Below are 16,827 nucleotides of genomic sequence, written 5' to 3'. Positions count from 1 at the left end.
CCGCGCGGCAGCGCGAGCGATACCTGGTCGAGCGCCTGCACCTGGCGCCGTCCCCGGCCGAGCCAGCCGCCGCCGCGGTAGGTTTTGCCGATGCCGTCGATGGCGAGCAGCGTGCCACCCGTTTGCACGCGCGGTGGCGGCGGCTCCAGCGCGGGCACGGCGGCCAGAAGCGCTTGGGTGTAGGGGTGCTGTGGCCGCGCCAGGATCTCGGCGGCTGGCCCGGTCTCCACCACCTTGCCTCGGCGCATGACCGCGATGCGGTCGGCAATCTCCGCCACCACGCCGAAGTCGTGCGTGATGAACAGCACCGCCGTGCCCTTGCGTTGCTGCAATTCGCGGATCAGCCGCAGGATCTGGGCCTGGGTGGTGACGTCGAGCGCGGTGGTGGGTTCATCGGCAATCAGCAAGCTGGGCTCGAGCGCCAGCGCCATGGCAATCATGGCGCGCTGGCGCTGCCCGCCGGACAGCGCATGCGGATAGGCGTCAGCGGCGGCAAGCGGCTGCGGGATCTGCACGTCTTCCAGCAGGTTCTGTACTTTGCGTGCGATTTCCGCCTTGGGTAACCGGGTGTGGGTGCGGAACACCTCGCCGATCTGGTCGCCGATGGTGCGCAGCGGATTGAGCGCCGTCATCGGCTCCTGGAAGATCATGCCGATGCGGGCGCCACGTATGCGCCGCAGATCCGCCTCGGACAGCGCCGTCAGCTCGCGGCCTTCAAACAGGATGCGCCCGGCGCTGCGGCGCACGCCATCGGGCAGCAGCCCAAGCACGGCGCCGGCGGTCATGGATTTGCCGGAGCCGCTTTCGCCAACCACGCACAGGATTTCACCTGGCGCCAGCGCCAGGCAGACGCCGTCCAGCGCGAGCGGGCGGTCGGCACCAGCGGGCAAGGCGACGCTGAGCGCGTCGATGCTGAGAAGGAAGGGCAAGGGGCCGCTCATGCGCGTTTCAGCCTGGGGTTGAGTGCGTCGTTCAGGCCTTGTCCCACCAGCGACACAGCCAGCACGGTGAGCAGGATGGCGATGCCGGGAATGGCCGAGACATACCACTGCGAACGCAGCACGCTGCGCCCGCCGCCGATCAGGTTGCCCCAGGAGGCCACGTTCGGGTCTGACAGGTTGAGAAAGGCCAGCGCGCTTTCCAGCAGGATGGCCAGCGCCATCACTACGCTGGCGTACACCACCACCGGCGGCAGCGCGTTAGGCAGGATCTCGCGAAAGATGATCTGCAGGTCGCGCATGCCCAGCGCGCGGCAGGAGTGGACGAAGTCGCGGTTGCGCAGGGTCAGGAACTCGGCGCGCGTCAGCCGCGCGGTGGCGGGCCAGGACACCACGCCGATGGCCAGCGTCACATTGGTGATGCCGGAGCCGAACACTGACACCAGCACCAGCAGTAGCAAGAAGCTGGGCAGCGTCTGAAAGCCTTCGGTCAGCCGCATCAGCAGGTTGTCGGCCCAGCCGCCGTAGTATCCCGCGAACGCGCCGATCAGGATGCCGATGGACACGGCAATCAGCGTGGCCACGAAGCCGATCAGCAGCGAGACGCGCGCGCCGTGAAAGATCTGGGCGGCGATGTCGCGCCCGGTCTGGTCAGTGCCTAGCCAGAAATGCGGATCCTCCAGCGGCCACTGCAACGGACGGCCGGCAAGGGAAAGGGGATCGGCGGGAAACACGGCCGAGGCGCACGCGGCCATGGCAATGACCGCCAGCAACACCAGCAGGCCAAAGGCTGCGGCCGGGTTGCGCAGGTAACGTCGGAGCAGCTTCATGCCTTGCGTTCGTGAAGGATGCGGGGGTCGAGCAGCGCATACAGCATGTCGACGATGAAATTGATGGCGATCACCAGCAGCGCGCTGATGAAGACGATGCCCAGCAGGGTGTTCAGGTCGCGCTGGACCACCGAGTCATAGGCCAGCCGGCCCAGCCCCGGCAACGCGAACACGCTTTCGATCACCACCGAGCCCCCCAGCATGGTGCCGAACTGCAGCCCGGCCAGCGTGAGCAGCGGCAGCAGCGCGTTGCGCAGCACATGGCGCACCAGCACGGCGTACTCGGACAGGCCCTTGGCGCGCGCGCTGCGTACGAAATCCAGCGTCAGCACCTCCAGCATCGACGCGCGCATGATGCGCAGGTAGATGGCCAGGTAGATCAGCGCCAGGGTCACGGTGGGCAGCACCAGGTGCCAGGCGATGTCGGCCAGGCGTGCCAGGCCCGTGTAGCCCGCAGCGACGTCCTGGTAGCCACCGGGCGGCAGCCACCCCAGGTGGATGGCGAACACCACGATGCCCATCAGGCCGAACCAGAACGATGGCGTGGCGTAGAACACCAGCCCAAGCATGGATGCCAGCGTATCCGGCCAGCGGTCGGCCCGGTGCGCCGCGGCTACGCCCAGCGCAATGCCGCACACGGCGGCCAGCACCTGCGCGCAGCCCATCAGCAGCAGTGTGACGGGCAGGCGCTCCAGGATGACGGCGGCCACCGGCTTGCCGTAGATGGCGGAGTAGCCCAGGTCCAGATGCACCAGACGCCACAGGTAGCGGCCAAGCTGCACCGTGGTGGAGGCGTCAAGCCCGTAGAACTGCCGCAGCTGGCCGATGACGGCGGCATCCGCGCCGCCCATTTCGGCGACCAGGGCATCGACGGTGTCTCCCGGGGCGAATTGCAGCAGCAGGAACAGGCCGCACAGGATCAGCAGCAGCGAGGGCAGGCTGGCTGCCAGCCTGCGCAGGGCGAGTGACAAGATGCGCATGGCCGGCTCAGGCCGACAGCCAAGTGTCGTACCAACTGCTGGACGGCCAGCGCGGCGTGTTGTGGTCGTTGTGCACGCGCTTGCTGGTGATCGAGTAGAACTCGCGCTCCGTCACCATCCAGACCGGCAGCTCGTCATTGACCTCCTTGACCCACTCGGCATAGAGCGCCTTGCGCTTGGCCGGGTTGATCTCCGAGCCGGCGTCGTCGATCAGCTTGTCGACCTTGGCGGACTGCCAACCGTACTGGTTGGTCCAGGGCGCGCCCTTGGGGCTGCCTGAGCGGTACCAGACGGTGGTCGAGACCGCGGGGTCGCCGCGGTACTGGTGCCAGCCGGTGGCAAGGTCGAAATTCCAGTCGCGGTACACGGTCGACAACGCGCCGGCGATGTCGAGTTGCTGCACGGTGACCTTGATGCCCACCTGCGCCAGCGACTGCTGTACGTAGGTGGCGAACAGTGGCACGTCTTCGCCGTTCTGGATCGGCACCAGCTTGAGCGTGAAGCGGTTGCCGTCGGCGCCGCGCTTGAAGCCGGCTTCGTCGAGCAGGGCTTCGGCGCGCTTGCGGTCGAACGGATAGGGCTGCTTGCCGCCCGGATAGAACGACGAGGTCGAGGGAATCGGGCCGGTGGCCGGCTTGGCGGTGCCGTACAGGAAGTTCTTGATGAAGAAGTCGACATCGATGGCATGCGCGATGGCGCGGCGCACGCGCACGTCCGACAGCTCCTTGCGGCGCACGTTGAACTCCAGCGTGTTGTTGTAGGAATTGGCTTCCAGTCCCTTGGTGGACACCTTGAAGCGCCCATCCTTCTTGAATCGCTCAAGATCCGCCAGRCCGACATGCGAATAGGTGGTTAGCTGCGCCTCGCCGGTTTCGAGCGCGGCAGCCGCGGCGGACTTGTCGGTGATGATGCGCCACACCACGCGGTCAAGGTACGGCGCGGTCTTGCGCCAATATGCGGCATTGCGCTCGGCGATCACGAACTGGCCCCGTTCGTACTGGGTGAAGCGGAACGGCCCCGTGCCGACCGGCGCGGTATTGGCGGGGTTCTCCAGCACGCTGGTGCCTTCGAACTTGTGGCGCGGCACCACGTAGCCAAGGTCGCACAGCGCGCGCAGCAGCAGCTCGATGGGCATCGGGCGCGAATAGCGGAATACCGCGGTCTGTGCGTTAGGGGTATCGACAGCATCGAGGTACAGGTGCAGCGCGGTGCCGTAGTTCAGGTGCTTCTTCCACAGCTCCATCGCGTTGTACTGCACGTCGGCCGAGGTGAAGGGCTTGCCGTCGTGCCAGGTCACGCCCTCGCGCAGCTTGAAGGTGATGGTCTTGCCGTCCGGTGAGCTACTCCAGCTGGTGGCCAGCACGGGAGCGGGCTTGCCGCTGRCGTCCAGGTCCACCAGCGACTCGATGATCTTGCTGGACACCACGTAGACGCCGGTGGACGCGCGCAGCGCGGGGTTGAGGATGCGCTGCTCGCCGCCCAGCAGGACCGTCAGCACGCCGCCCTTGCGCGGCGTGTCGGCAGCCTGTGCCAGCAGCGTGCCMGGGAGGGAGGCGCCAGCGGCAAGGGCACCGGATTGAATCAGGAAGTCGCGTCGCGTCAGGGGCATGGCAGGGGTTCCACAATAACCGAAGGAATGCAGGAAGCAGGGAGCACGAAGGCTGGACAGCCAGCGAGTGTAGGGGGCGCCGCTGCGCGAGGGAAACGCGCTTTTCGTCTAAGCAAAGACGTTGGCTGCGCGGCGCGCTGCGCACCCGGCGGGCGCGCGCGGCGCGCATATGCAAAGACGAAACGCGCAGTTGGGGATCGCGCCGTGCTCGCGTACGCTCGCCAACTGCTCGTTTATTCCAACGGAACCCCTCTCATGCCAAACCTGATCCCGCTGCTCGACCACGTGGTCGTCAATGTCCATGAAGGCCTGGACGGCGCCGCCAGCCGCTATCGCCGCCTGGGTTTCCAGCTGACGCCGCGCGGCCATCATTCGCTCGGGTCTAGCAACCACCTCGCGATCTTCGATACGGACTACCTGGAGCTGCTCGGCTTTGAAGCCGGCAAGGCGGCGACCGGCCGCGCGGACCTGCTGGCCGAGCCGGCTGGCCTGACCGGACTCGTCTTCAAGAGCGCCGACTCCACCGGCCTGCACCGCGAGATCCTGGCGCGCGGGCTGGAAGTGGAAGGGCCGCCGCGTGAGTTCACGCGCCCGGTCGAGCTGCCCGGCGCCACCGGCGAAGCGCGCTTTCGCACGGTGCGGCTGGCCGCGCACCTGGTGCCAAACGGACGCCTCTACTTCTGCCACCACTTCACGCCGGAACTGGTCTGGCGCGGGCACTGGCAGGCCCATCCCAACGGCGTGACCGGCGTGGCGCAATACGTGATCGCGGCCGCAGACCCGGCGCGCACCATCGGCCTGCTGTCGCGCTTGTTCGGCGCCGAGCACGTGGGCAAGGGTGCGCACGGCGAGCTGCTGCGCGCCGGCGGTGCGTCGGTGGTGGTGCTGACGCCGGAGGCGGCGGCGCGGCGCTTTGGCGCGAGCGTGCCGCCGCTGATTGATGGCCGCGACCGCATGGTGGCGCTGGTGCTGCGCACCACAGCGCTGGCAACGGCGCGCGCCGCGCTGGCGGCAGGCGAGATCCGCGGCGTCGAGGAGATTGACGGCCTGCTGGTGGTGCCACCTGCCGAGGCGGCGGGCGTCACCCTTGCCTTTACGGAATAAGCGCGGACGGTTTAACGATGGATTTCACGGATTTCTACGCGCCCAGCCGTGGCGCGACGCCACGGTACGGCATGGCGTCGCCATCACCCAGCAGGCGGTGGACGGGCTGGCCGCCTGTTAGGTCCGGCGCGACCGGCTATTCGAACGATACCTGGCCGGAACCCGTCCGGCTGACGGCGCGCTGGTGCGGCTTGCCGGCAACGATGATGTCGCCGGATCCCGTCAGCGCCACGCTGGCCGTATCCGACGCGTAGCCGAGGATGCGGCCCGAGCCGCTGACCTGCGCGTCCAGCCTCTGCGCGCGCAAGGCGCTGGCATCGACCTCGCCGGAGCCGGAGATCGCGGCGCGCACGCTGCCCACGGTGCCCTCGGCAACGATCGAGCCGGAGCCGGACAGGCGCAGGTCGATGGATGCCTCGTGCAGGCCGGACGCACGCAGGGTGCCGGCGCCGGGAATGCTGACCGCCTGGAGCGAGGGCCCGGTAATGGCCACCCGGAGCGGCGCCGCGAGCACGACTGGTGCGCTCAGGCCAATCGTCAGCCTGCCGTTGTCCAGGCTGGTGAGCACCAGCGGCAGGATGTCCGCGGGGCCGGTGATGGAAACGGAGTACGCGCGCGCAACCGAGAACACCACATCGGCCGGGGCATTGAGCTGCACGCCGGAGAACGCGCCAACCATGCGCTGCTCGGTCTTCTCGGGGCCGCCTCCCTTGGTGGCGTCATGGGAAGTCACCACCTGGCCATTGACAATGACGACGCTGCTCCCGGACGTGCCCGAGGCGGAAATGCCGCTCTGGTTGATAACCACGGTGCTTGACTGAGCCAGCGCCATGCCGGCAAGGCAGGTGGATGCCAGGCAGGCAGCGCAAAGCAGGTTGATATGGGTCATGGCGATCCTTCGGGCTGGCGGGGCTCCTGGTGGAACGTATACTTGTCCTTGCCGGTCCTCTTTGAATCATAGAGCGCTTCATCGGCTTTGATGAGCGCCTTGGTGAGCGTGTCGCCGCTGACCATGTGGGTGACGCCAATGCTGATGGTCACGGGGGGCTCCGATGGCGCATCCCGGATGCTGCGGCACAGCATGCCGATGCGGATTTCCGCCTCGGCGCGCGTCATCCCTTTGAGATAAATGCCGAACTCCTCTCCGCCCAGGCGCGCATACTGGCAGTCCCCCATCTCCAGCTTGATCCCCGCGGCCACGTGCTTGAACACTGCGTCGCCAATGTCGTGGCCGTAGCGGTCATTGACCTTCTTGAAGTCGTCGATGTCCACCATCGCCAGGTAGTGGTCTTGCTCCGCGGTGGCGCGCGGCACCAGGCTGCCCACGTTGAGCATGAAGGCCCGGCGGTTGGGAATCTCAGTCAGCGCGTCCACATAAGCCTGCTGCAGCAAGGTCTTGGCCATGACGAAGTTCTGCAGCTTCGCGCGCCGCAGCGTGATGAATGTGTACACCGTGATGCCCGTGAAATAGAGCGCGTAGCAGACGACCAGGATGCCCTTGAGTTCCAGCAGGTCTTGCGGCGCCATCATGGGAAAGAGGAGGACCCAGGCCAGCGCGATGACGCCGAAAAACGCCCTGGGGCTCAGCGGCGGGCAGGGCAGTGCAATGAATCCAGCGGCAATCATACAAGGACTAGAAGCGTGCGGGCGCCGGGCGCAAGCGGTTTCACACGGGCGTTTGGACGCCCTGGCCGGGCACTGCGCGCAGCGCTTTTTTGCCGTCGCCGCGCTTGGTGGTGCGACGCTCACACGCTTGCATGGCGGGGTTCCCTGTGTCGGGTCCCGATGCCTATGCTAGAGGTAGCGGTGTATCGCTTCGGCTGACGTGGCGGTCGGCGCTGTAGTCGGGTGTCCCGTGCAAAACAGCACGATGCCCGGCGCTCGCCAGTGCCGGAACATACGATCCGGCGCGGGCGGTTCGTACGATTTGCGCTGGCAGTCGAGTAGGAGGAAACATGAGAACGCTGGGCTTGCTGTTCGCCACCACGTTGGCGATGGCGTCGCCGCTGCACGCAGTCGCAGCGGGTTGTCAATATGACATGCAGTGCAAAGGTGAGCGGATCTGCCAGAATGGCCGGTGCATGTCTCCGGATGACGACGACCAGAGCGTCGACCAGCCCGCCAAGCCGCCAGTCTCCCGTATTGCTCCCGCGCCAACGCCCGCCAGTCAGATGCCTGCGTCCTCCTCCCGCATGGCGAAGAGCGCGCCGCCAGCAACGCCCGTCCCGGGCGAGCCGCGCTTTTGCTGCACGGTAGCGGGCAGGCTCAAGCCATATAACAACGCCGCCTTCGACTCCGACACCATTGTCGGCGACGCCTGCCAGGGCATGACCAACTCGGGCAAGCCTGTGCCCGGCACTGCCTGCCAATGACCTGGCCAAGCGCGCTGTGCAAGCGCTGATTCAGACGCATCGGATCAGCGCTTTCTTGCTACGCGCGTAGGACGACGCGGCCGGGGAGTCCCACTTCAGGCCGGTTGCCATTGACACTTCGCCACACCAGTTCGCGCCACCCGCTCAAGGCGGGCACCGCGGTTGCTGCTGGCGGATGTGACCGGCAAGGGCCACCTGAGCCGGGTTTATTCGGCTGGCTTGGCCGGCGCCACGGCTGGCTCCACAATCGGCTCCGCGACCGGCTCCACGACCGGCTCCACGACGTCGGCTGGTGCCGCCAGCAGCGCGGTCTTGCGCGGCGCGGCTTCGGCGTTTGCTTCCGGCAGCGGCTTGCCGCCCGGCAGGTAGGCCGCAACCCAGCCTGTCATCGCCGCGCCCATGGCGGGCAGCCCGTTGCCGTACTCCGGCAGGAAATCCCGGCCCATCAGGCACCATTGAAACGGGTCCTGGCCGCCGATCGTGGCGAAATGGCGTTGGACGTTGTCGGAAAAATCCGCGTTCGCGCCAAACACGATCTCGATCAGGCTGTGGGTGTAGGCGGCAATGTGCTGCGCCATCACGTCGGCCAGCTCGGGCCGGAACGTGGTGAAGCTGAACGGTTGCGCGGCCGCCTCGCGCAAGTAGTCGGTACCTTCGGCAATGAGCGTCTTTGCCGTTTGCAGGTTCAGCGCACCGATCTTCTGCGCCACCTGCGCCCAGGGGCTTGCCAGGCCAAAATCGATAACGGGGTAAGGCAGAGGCGCCTCGACGTGTTCAGCGTGAGAGAGGGTAGCCATAGCGTCTCCGATAGTTCATGACGAGGCAACGCGTCCGAAGGGATTTCGTCGGTGGCAATCGTCACTTGCTGCGCCGCAGCATTGCGCTAGTCATCATAGGCGCAATCGTCAGGGTGTCAAGGCGCGCGACGACAGGCGCCCACCCCGTCACATCAGGGCGGGGCGGGCAACCTGCAATCCGGGATCCGGGATCCCAGGGGCGGCGGGGCGGCTTACTCGGGCTTGACGCCCGCTTCCCGGATCACCGCGGTCCACTTCGCCAGCTCGGATTTGATGCGGGCCTGGGTCTGCGCCGGCGTGGTCCAGGTGGCGATGGCGCCTTGCTTGAGCAGGGAGGCTTTCACGTCGGGCTCGGCCAGGATCTTCTTGAGCTCGGCGTTGAGCCGGTCCACCACCGGCGCCGGGGTGCCGGCCGGGGCCACGATGCCGAACATGGAGTTGACCTCGAAGTCCTTCAGGCCCGCTTCATTGGCGGTTGGCACGTCGGGCAGCGCCGCCACGCGCTCGCTGGTGGTAACGGCCAGCGCGCGGATCTTGCCGCCCTTTACGTAGGACTGCGCTGCCGGCACGGTCTCGACCATGCTGAGCACTTGCCCGCCGATCAGGTCGGTCATGGCGGGGCCGCTGCCTTTGTAAGGCACGTGCAGCATGTCCACGCCGGCCATGCGCTTGAACATCTCGCCTGCCAGATGCTGGGGCGAGCCATTGCCGGCGGAGGCAAAGGTGATCGCGCCAGGGGTGGCCTTTGCCAGCGCGATCAACTGCGGCAGGCTGTTGGCCTTGACGCTGGGATTGACCACGAACACAAGCGGCACGGTACCCACGATGGCCACCGGCGCAAAGCTCTTCTCGATGTCGTAGGAGACGCGGTTCTTGTACAGCGCCGCGTTGATCGCGTGGCTGGTCAGCGCACCCATCAGCAGGGTATAGCCGTCGGCGGGCGACTTGGCGACCAGCTCCGCGCCGATATTGCCGGCGGCGCCGGCCCGGTTGTCGACCACGACCTGCTGGCCCAACGCGGTGGACAGGTGCTGCGCCAGGGTGCGGCCGAYGACGTCGGTGGCGCCACCCGGCGGGTAGGGCACAACCAGGCGGATCGGCTTGGTCGGATAGTCGGCGGCAGCGGCCAGGCCGGGGAAGGCGGCCGTGGCTGCCAGCATGGCGCCGGCGAGCGCGGAGAGGATCAGATGGCGCCTGGGTGCGGAAACGCGCGTCCGCGCGTGGCGTCGAATGCCGGTCATAGGGGAATCTCCTGCGCCGGGTTGGTATGGATGGGAAGGCACAGCAAGGCTGTGCAGCGCGGGACGCCCGGCTCGTCGCTACGGCAGAGTGTAGGGGGCGTCTCTTGATTGAAGAATCAGAAGTTTTCTATCGACTGATCTGAATTTTCAATTAAAGGGGCAGGGCTGAATTTTCCATTGCGGCGCAGCGGCAAGGCCAGATATGATGCCTGCCTCGATTATCAATAATATTATTGGAGATGCACATGGCCGGCACCCACGATTCCCCCAAGGACCCTTCCGCCTCGGCACAAGCCGGCCAAGACCCCTTCGAACCGGCGCAGGATGCCGAGAGCGGCCTGGGCAAGGGCCTGACCAACTATGGCGACAAAGGCTTCTCGCTGTTCCTGCGCAAGGCCTTTATCAAGGGCGCGGGCTATACCGACGACGCGCTGTCGCGGCCGGTGATCGGCATCGTCAACACCAACAGCAGCTACAACCCTTGCCACGGCAACGCGCCGCAACTGGTGGAAGCCGTCAAGCGCGGCGTCATGCTGGCGGGCGGCCTGCCGGTGGACTTTCCCACCATCTCCGTGCATGAGAGCTTCTCGGCGCCCACCAGMATGTACCTGCGCAACCTCATGTCGATGGACACCGAGGAAATGATCCGCGCGCAGCCCATGGACGCCGTGGTGCTGATCGGAGGCTGCGACAAGACCGTGCCCGCGCAGCTGATGGGCGCAGCCTCGGCCGGGGTGCCGGCGATCCAGCTGGTCACCGGCGCCATGCTGACTGGCTCGCATCGCGGGGAGCGCGTGGGTGCCTGCACCGATTGCCGCCGCTACTGGGGCCGCTACCGCGCCGAGGAGATCGATGCGCCCGAGATTGCCGACGTGAACAACCAGCTGGTAGCCAGCGTGGGCACCTGCTCGGTGATGGGCACGGCCAGCACCATGGCCTGCCTGACCGAAGCGCTCGGCATGATGGTGGCCGGTGGCGCATCGGCCCCTGCGGTTACCGCCGACCGCGTGCGGGTGGCCGAGCGCACCGGCACCACTGCCGTGGCCATGGCCCGCTCCGGCCTGACGCCGGACCGCATCCTCACCGGCCGCGCGATCGAGAATGCCATCCGTGTGCTGCTGGCCATCGGCGGCTCCACCAACGGCATCGTGCACCTGACCGCCATCGCCGGGCGCCTGGGMATCGACATCGACCTGGCCGGGCTGGACCGCATGAGCCGCGAGACCCCCGTGCTGGTGGACCTGAAGCCCTCCGGCCAGCATTACATGGAGGACTTCCACGCGGCCGGCGGGATGCCCGCGCTGCTGCGCGAGCTGCGCCCGCTGCTGCACCTGGACACGCTGACGGTTTCAGGCCGCACGCTGGGCGAGGAGCTCGACGCTGCGCCCGCGCCGTTCGCGCAGGATGTGATTCGCCCGTTCGACGCGCCGATCTATCCGGTGGGTGGCCTGGCCGTGCTGCGCGGCAACCTGGCTCCGGGCGGCGCCATCATCAAGCAATCCGCCGCCGATCCTGTGCTGATGGAGCATGAAGGACGCGCCGTGGTGTTCGAAGATGCCGAAGACATGGCGCTGTGCATCGACGACGACGCGCTGGATGTGAAAGCCGACGACATCCTCGTGCTCAAGCGCATCGGTCCGACCGGCGCGCCCGGCATGCCCGAGGCCGGCTATATGCCGATTCCCAGGAAGCTGGCGCGTGCCGGCGTGAAGGATATGGTGCGCATCTCGGATGGCCGCATGAGCGGGACCGCGGCCGGCACCATCGTGCTGCACGTGACGCCGGAAGCCGCCATCGGTGGCCCGCTGGCGCACGTGCGCAACGGCGACCGCATCCGCCTGTCGGTGGCGCGGCGCGAAATTTCCCTGCTGATCGACGACGCGGAGCTGGCCCGCCGCGCGGCCGAGCACGAAGTGGTGCGGCCTGCCGCCGAGCGCGGCTATCGCAAGTTGTTCCTGGCCACGGTGACGCAGGCCGACCAGGGCGTGGACTTCGATTTTCTGCGCGCCGCGCGGACCAGCGAAACCGTGCCGCGCAAGTCCTGAGCGTCCTGTCATGGATCGGCCAACCCGTGCAGGAACGCGCGCACAAGCGGCGCATAGCATGCAGGACGATGCCCCCGGCGGCGCCCAAGCCATGCTGGCCGCCGCCGCGGTCCTTGAGGAAGACATCGTCTTTGGCTTGCTGAGTCCGCGCGAGCGGCTGGTCGAAGACGACCTGATGGCGCGCTTCAACCTGAAGCGCCATGTGGTGCGCCAGTTGCTCGCCACGCTCGAAGGCATGGGCGTGGTCGAGCGCAAGCGCAACGTCGGCGCGGTGGTGCGCGCCTTTCCGGCACGCGAGGTGATGGAGCTGTACGCACTGCGCGAAGTGCTGGAAACGCACGCCGCCAGCCTGATCGCGCTGCCGGTGCCCGCCGCGCGGCTACAGGCGCTGGTGGCCGTGCAGCAGGAGCACGATGTTGCGGTGGCCGCAGGCGATGCGCGCGCGGTGTTCCRCATCAACCRGCGCTTTCACCGGGAGTTGTTCGCCCTGGTCGACAATGCGGTGCTGCGCCAGGCCATCGAGGAATACGCGCGCCGCGCCCATCCGATCCGCTTTGGGTCGCTGGCTGCAGCGGGCTATCGCGAGCGTGCCAGGCAGGAACACTGGGCCATGATCGAGGCCTTGCGCGAGGGCCGGCGCGAGGATCTTGTCGCACTATGCCGTAGCCATCTGCTGCCCTCGCGTGACGCTTACCTCGCGGCAGAGCGGGAGCGTGCCGGAGGACCTGCTTAGTACATTACATTATTTGTCTCCCGGGCATGGTTAATGGAAATATTGGGAAAATCAATACGCCAGTCGAGGGGAAACTTGAAATCCCTTTCCCAATCCTTAACCGCGCGGGCTGGCATTTGCGCGTTGCGGCAGGAATATTAGCCAGTGGACCGTGCTAAAATCGGTCCCCCTCTGAAGATTCTGAAGATCGTCGGCCTGCAAAAGAGATGTCAGCGCAACCGTGTAAGCCGCTTCCGGGGCGCTCGCCCAAAATAGGGCTAGGTGGTCTGATCCTGCTCCTGGCCTTGGGATCGGTCCTGCTGACCATGGCCAATGCGCTGTACTCCAGTTACCGCGTGCAGCGTGACCTGCTGATCCGGAATACGCTGGAAGCCAACCGTGTCTATGCGGCCAAGCTGGCACAGTCCACGGGAGCCCATCTTGAAAGCACCATGCAGCAACTGGCATACAGCGCCAGTTTGCTGGCTGCGGCCATGGATGATCCGACTCGTGTGGACGAGGAGGCCGAGCGCTTGCGCTTGCAGACCAGGAGCCTGAACTCGGTGGCCATCGTCCGCCGGGACGGCATGGTGCTATCCGTGTCGCCAGCGGCCTTGCACCGGGCCGGACAGAGCGTGAAGACCGATTGGGGGCGCGCGCTCMTGACCACCCGCACCCCGGCGATCAGCGAGCCCTTTAAGACCTCCGGCGGGCGGCTGATTATCTTTATTTCCCATCCCATCATTAATGCGGAGGGGCGGCTGCTTGGTTATGTCGGGGGCACGATTTACCTGAATGCCAAGAACCTGCTGCATGAGATTCTCGATAACCATTATTATCGGGACAGCTCTTATGTCTATGTGGTGGACCGTAAAGGCACCGTGATTTTTCATCCGGACGACTCCCATGTTGGCAAGTCGATCTTCAAGAATTCAGTTGTGCTGGCGGTAACCAGCGGCGCAGCGGGCGCGCAGCAGATAATGAACCAGTACGGTGTCGAGATGCTTGCAGGCTATGCGCCGGTCGCGTCCACCGGGTGGGGCATCGTGGCGCAGAGATCCACGCAAGCCACGCTGGCCGATCTGAATGACCTGGTGCTGGTGACGTTCGGCAACAGCATTCCCTTCCTGCTCCTGTCGCTGGTCTTTATCTGGTGGTTTTCCCGCTGGATCTCGCGGCCGCTGGGGCAGTTGGCCGATGACGCCCGGATGGGGACCACGCCCGACGGGATGGAGCGGATCGAGCGGATCCAGGCCAGGTATGTCGAAGCCGATCGTCTCAAGAAAGCGCTGCTGCGGGGCATGAGCCTGACCAGCAGCAAGCTGGACCGGCTTAACCATGAATCCATCACCGACGCACTGACGGGTTTGCGTAATCGCCGCGGGCTGGGCAACGCGCTTAGCCTGTACGAGCTTGGCGGGCAGTCCTTTGCCGTCATCACGCTCGATGTGGACCACTTCAAGTCGATCAATGACCGCTACGGGCACGATGTCGGCGACGAGGTGCTGGTGCATATCGCTAGCCTGATGCGGGCCGGTTCCCGGGGCGGCGACATGACATGCCGCAACGGCGGGGAGGAGTTCGTTATCTTGCTGCCGGGCACGACCGTGGACAACGCGTTCCTGATTGCGGAGCGTTTGCGCGAGGCTGTGCAAAAGACGCCGAACCCCACCGGTGGGGTCGTGACGGTTTCACTTGGCATCGCGCATTTTCCTTCGTCGGCGGAGGAGGTTGGCGAGGTGCTGAAAAAGTCGGATATCGCGCTCTATCAGGCCAAGCGCAACGGACGCAACAACACGGTCCGGTACCAGCCGGAGCCGGCCGTCCAGGCGGATACACCCTGATCGCGCTGGTAGCGGCGCCTGGCGAGATAACTTGCGAGATAACTTGCGCGAAGCAAGGCGCCCCTCATTCGCGGGACGACGACTCCGTTGCTGGCATCGGGTGCGCAGACATCGCGCTGCGCAGCGGCGGACGCGCCAGATTGGCCCGCCACGCGCGCTGGATCACTTGCGCGATCTGGTTGTAGGCCTGGCTGGAGATGACTTTCTCCTCGCGCATGGCCTCCAGCGAACGCTGGCCCTTGCGCAGGGCAAACAGCATCAGCAGGCGCTTTTCCAGCGCCACCGTGTAGCCGCCGAACTGCGCGCGCATCTCATCCAGGCCACCGCCGGCCGATTTGACGCGCTCCTCCAGCACGCCGTCCAGCAGGGTCGCCATGCGCGCGCCGAACACCGGCGTGAGCAGCGAGCGGTTGTACTGGCGCAGCCGCTCCAGCACCGTCTGGCGGCAGACCAGCAGCTCGAAGCGGTCGGCCAGCGCATGGGCCAGCGGCCGGTCGATCGACAGGCGCCGGTGCAGGAAGAGCGCCACGCGGTAGCCGCGCTGGTAATCCAGGATATGCCGGGCGGCGCGGTTGTAGCCCAGGCGGCCATGCTCGCGCGCGGCGTCAATCATCAGCGTGGTGTTGCGCATCATGGCGTCGAGATTGGCGACCGAAATCACGCCGTTGCCGTACTCCGGGATCAGTTCGCGCTCGCGCGTGGCCAGCGTGACCAGGCCAATGGTGACGCGGTCGCGCTCGGATAGCGCGGTGTCGAAATCGAACTCCAGCGCGCCCAGCTCGATCTCGCGCCGGTAGCGCTGCGCCACTTCGCGCGCTGCCGCGGGAGGCAGGTCGAAGGTCTGCGCGATGTGGTCGAGCGTGGTTTCGACCTCCTCGGTGGAGAGCTGGATGGCTTGCTGCTGCAATGCCCGGTCCTGGGCGGTGAGCTGGTCCAGCCCGAGCCGGTGGATCAGCCCGCGCAGGGTGGTGCCGTTCAGCAGCAGGCTGACCAGCACGAATCCGGTGGCCAGGATGGCGATGAAGTGCCGTGCCTCGTACGGCAGCGCCTCGTTTTCGGCAATGCCCAGCGCCAGCACCAGCGTCACCGCGCCGCGCAGGCCGCCCCACGCAATGGCCAGCTTGTAGGCATTGCTGATCGGCGCGCTGACCTTCAGCCAGGAAAGCAGTGGCAGCAGGCCGAACAGCGTGAGCAGGCGCGCCCCCAGCGCGGCCACTACCAGTGCCAGCAGCAGCAAGCCGTGATGCACGGTCACCCCGGCCAGCAAGGAAGGCACGCGCAYCGCCGCCAGCAAGAACACGACGGCCCCCGTGATGCCGGCGTACTGCTCCCAGATCATGCGCATGTGGTTCCAGTTGCGCGGGCTCAGCCGGGTGGGCCCGAGCGCGCTCACCACAAGGCCGGCGCAAACCACGGCCACCACCCCGGACACGCCGAGCAGCTGGTCGGCGAGCAGGTAGAGCGGATAGGGCAGCGCCAGCGTCAGCGCGCCCTCGGCCATGGCCAGCCCGGCCAGGCGCGGCAGCAGGTCGGCCAGCAGGCGTCCGGCGATCGCGCCGCACAGTACGCCGCCCACGAACGACCAGGCCAGTTCCCGCGCGCCAGCGGCCAGCGTGGCCTCGGCGCCATGGCCTGTCAGCATGGCCACCAGCACGCCGGCAATGGCAATGGCGGCGGCATCGTTGAGCAGGCTCTCGCCTTCGACCAGCCGGATCAGCCGGCCGGGTGCGCCGACATCGCGGAAGATGGCGATCACCGCGGCCGGGTCGGTGGTGGCGACCACCGCGCCCAGCAGCAGGCACACTACCAGGCTGGCGCCGCTGACCAGCGTGGTGACCAGCCCGATCACGCCCGTGGCCACGATCACGGCGACGATGGCCAGCAGCAGGATCGGCGCGGCGTCCGGCAGCATGCTGCGCACATCGGCGGTCAGCGCGGCGTGGAACAGCAAAGGCGGCAGGAAGATCCACAGATAGGCCTCGGGCGGGAGCGCCGGGTCGATCAGGGGATGGAGGAAATGCAAGGCGAACTGCGGGTAGGCGGCGTCGATGGCCACATAGCCCGCGCCGATGGCGATGCCGATGGCCGAGAGCAGAGTGGATTCAGGCAATGCCAGCTTGGCAGCGGCGACCTGCACCACGGCCACGATGGCCAGCAGCGCGCCCGCCAGGATGAGCACGTCGACGACGATATTCAAGCGCGCCTCCATTGCCGGGYGCGGGCCGGCCCGGGTTGTACTGTGGGCGACGACTGTGTCACTCGGGGATCCTTAGGCTTAGTTGGCTATGGCTATGGCTATGGCTGCCGGCTCCGAACATACCGCGATATCGCGCGCGCTTTCAAGCCTCGTGCGCT

Annotated in this window: 14 protein-coding genes; 5 read left to right on the top strand and 9 right to left on the bottom strand. The window is 66.8% G+C overall.

The features are described from left to right. From AC1DS3_RS10105 to AC1DS3_RS10090, 4 genes are all read right to left on the bottom strand, one after another. Positions 1-941, bottom strand: a 941-nt coding sequence (locus tag AC1DS3_RS10105; RefSeq protein ID WP_477127101.1) for an ATP-binding cassette domain-containing protein, incomplete at its 3' end; no start/stop codon positions are given. Then, positions 938-1,768, bottom strand: a complete 831-nt coding sequence (locus AC1DS3_RS10100) for an ABC transporter permease (RefSeq protein WP_441637651.1) — start codon at positions 1,766-1,768, stop codon at positions 938-940. The genes AC1DS3_RS10105 and AC1DS3_RS10100, both read right to left, overlap by 4 nt. Continuing rightward, a complete protein-coding gene (locus AC1DS3_RS10095; RefSeq protein ID WP_441637653.1) occupies positions 1,765-2,748 on the bottom strand; it encodes an ABC transporter permease in 984 nt (327 codons plus the stop codon). Before AC1DS3_RS10095 ends, AC1DS3_RS10100 begins: the two co-directional genes overlap by 4 nt. 7 nt (positions 2,749-2,755) lie before the next feature. Beyond that, positions 2,756-4,357: an ABC transporter substrate-binding protein gene (locus AC1DS3_RS10090; protein ID WP_477127100.1), complete on the bottom strand. Its 1,602-nt coding sequence runs from the start codon at positions 4,355-4,357 to the stop codon at positions 2,756-2,758. A 255-nt stretch (positions 4,358-4,612) separates the two neighbouring features. Between AC1DS3_RS10090 and AC1DS3_RS10085 the strand changes: the two genes are divergently transcribed. Further along, complete coding sequence (locus AC1DS3_RS10085) at positions 4,613-5,461, top strand: VOC family protein (RefSeq protein WP_441637657.1); 849 nt, start codon at positions 4,613-4,615, stop codon at positions 5,459-5,461. A 136-nt stretch (positions 5,462-5,597) separates the two neighbouring features. Here the strand turns inward: AC1DS3_RS10085 and AC1DS3_RS10080 are convergent, their stop codons facing one another. After that, a complete protein-coding gene (locus AC1DS3_RS10080) occupies positions 5,598-6,350 on the bottom strand; it encodes a head GIN domain-containing protein (RefSeq protein WP_477109294.1) in 753 nt (250 codons plus the stop codon). Next, a complete protein-coding gene (locus AC1DS3_RS10075; protein WP_441637661.1) occupies positions 6,347-7,087 on the bottom strand; it encodes a GGDEF domain-containing protein in 741 nt (246 codons plus the stop codon). Before AC1DS3_RS10075 ends, AC1DS3_RS10080 begins: the two co-directional genes overlap by 4 nt. 329 nt (positions 7,088-7,416) lie before the next feature. Here AC1DS3_RS10075 and AC1DS3_RS10070 point away from each other — a divergent pair, with 329 nt between their 5' ends. Further along, positions 7,417-7,833 (top strand): hypothetical protein, encoded by a 417-nt coding sequence (locus AC1DS3_RS10070; RefSeq protein WP_441637663.1) that lies wholly within the window; start codon positions 7,417-7,419, stop codon positions 7,831-7,833. Positions 7,834-8,039: 206 nt separating this feature from the next. Here the strand turns inward: AC1DS3_RS10070 and AC1DS3_RS10065 are convergent, their stop codons facing one another. Together AC1DS3_RS10065 and AC1DS3_RS10060 are read right to left on the bottom strand one after the other, a co-directional pair. Beyond that, the gene (locus AC1DS3_RS10065) at positions 8,040-8,630 is read right to left on the bottom strand and encodes a phasin family protein (RefSeq protein ID WP_441637665.1); all 591 of its coding nucleotides are present in this window, start codon (positions 8,628-8,630) and stop codon (positions 8,040-8,042) included. A 212-nt stretch (positions 8,631-8,842) separates the two neighbouring features. Next, complete coding sequence (locus AC1DS3_RS10060; protein WP_477127099.1) at positions 8,843-9,871, bottom strand: tripartite tricarboxylate transporter substrate binding protein; 1,029 nt, start codon at positions 9,869-9,871, stop codon at positions 8,843-8,845. A gap of 245 nt (positions 9,872-10,116) precedes the next feature. Here AC1DS3_RS10060 and AC1DS3_RS10055 point away from each other — a divergent pair, with 245 nt between their 5' ends. The 3 genes from AC1DS3_RS10055 to AC1DS3_RS10045 all read left to right on the top strand — a co-directional run bounded on the left by AC1DS3_RS10055 (position 10,117) and on the right by AC1DS3_RS10045 (position 14,472). Further along, positions 10,117-11,916 (top strand): IlvD/Edd family dehydratase, encoded by a 1,800-nt coding sequence (locus tag AC1DS3_RS10055; protein ID WP_477127098.1) that lies wholly within the window; start codon positions 10,117-10,119, stop codon positions 11,914-11,916. A 58-nt stretch (positions 11,917-11,974) separates the two neighbouring features. Further along, complete coding sequence (locus AC1DS3_RS10050; protein WP_477127097.1) at positions 11,975-12,649, top strand: GntR family transcriptional regulator; 675 nt, start codon at positions 11,975-11,977, stop codon at positions 12,647-12,649. 251 nt (positions 12,650-12,900) lie between these two features. Next, positions 12,901-14,472 (top strand): sensor domain-containing diguanylate cyclase, encoded by a 1,572-nt coding sequence (locus AC1DS3_RS10045; protein ID WP_477127103.1) that lies wholly within the window; start codon positions 12,901-12,903, stop codon positions 14,470-14,472. Between the two features lie 64 nt (positions 14,473-14,536). On the opposite strand, the gene AC1DS3_RS10040 is transcribed toward AC1DS3_RS10045, so the two are convergent. Further along, a complete protein-coding gene (locus AC1DS3_RS10040; protein ID WP_477127096.1) occupies positions 14,537-16,669 on the bottom strand; it encodes a cation:proton antiporter in 2,133 nt (710 codons plus the stop codon). Positions 16,670-16,827: the final 158 nt, after the last annotated feature.

It is taken from the genome of Cupriavidus sp. 01L46 (genome assembly GCF_056399905.1).
The sequence above is the reverse complement of the archived record's forward strand: the minus strand, read 5'-3'. Positions and strand labels throughout refer to the sequence as shown.

Coding starts and splice junctions, on each gene's coding strand:
- AC1DS3_RS10095 (WP_441637653.1), bottom strand. CDS start 2,748: ATGCGCATCTTGTCACTCGCCCTGCGCAGGCTGGCAGCCAGCCTGCCC.
- AC1DS3_RS10080 (WP_477109294.1), bottom strand. CDS start 6,350: ATGACCCATATCAACCTGCTTTGCGCTGCCTGCCTGGCATCCACCTGC.
- AC1DS3_RS10100 (WP_441637651.1), bottom strand. CDS start 1,768: ATGAAGCTGCTCCGACGTTACCTGCGCAACCCGGCCGCAGCCTTTGGC.
- AC1DS3_RS10065 (WP_441637665.1), bottom strand. CDS start 8,630: ATGGCTACCCTCTCTCACGCTGAACACGTCGAGGCGCCTCTGCCTTAC.
- AC1DS3_RS10085 (WP_441637657.1), top strand. CDS start 4,613: ATGCCAAACCTGATCCCGCTGCTCGACCACGTGGTCGTCAATGTCCAT.
- AC1DS3_RS10075 (WP_441637661.1), bottom strand. CDS start 7,087: ATGATTGCCGCTGGATTCATTGCACTGCCCTGCCCGCCGCTGAGCCCC.
- AC1DS3_RS10070 (WP_441637663.1), top strand. CDS start 7,417: ATGAGAACGCTGGGCTTGCTGTTCGCCACCACGTTGGCGATGGCGTCG.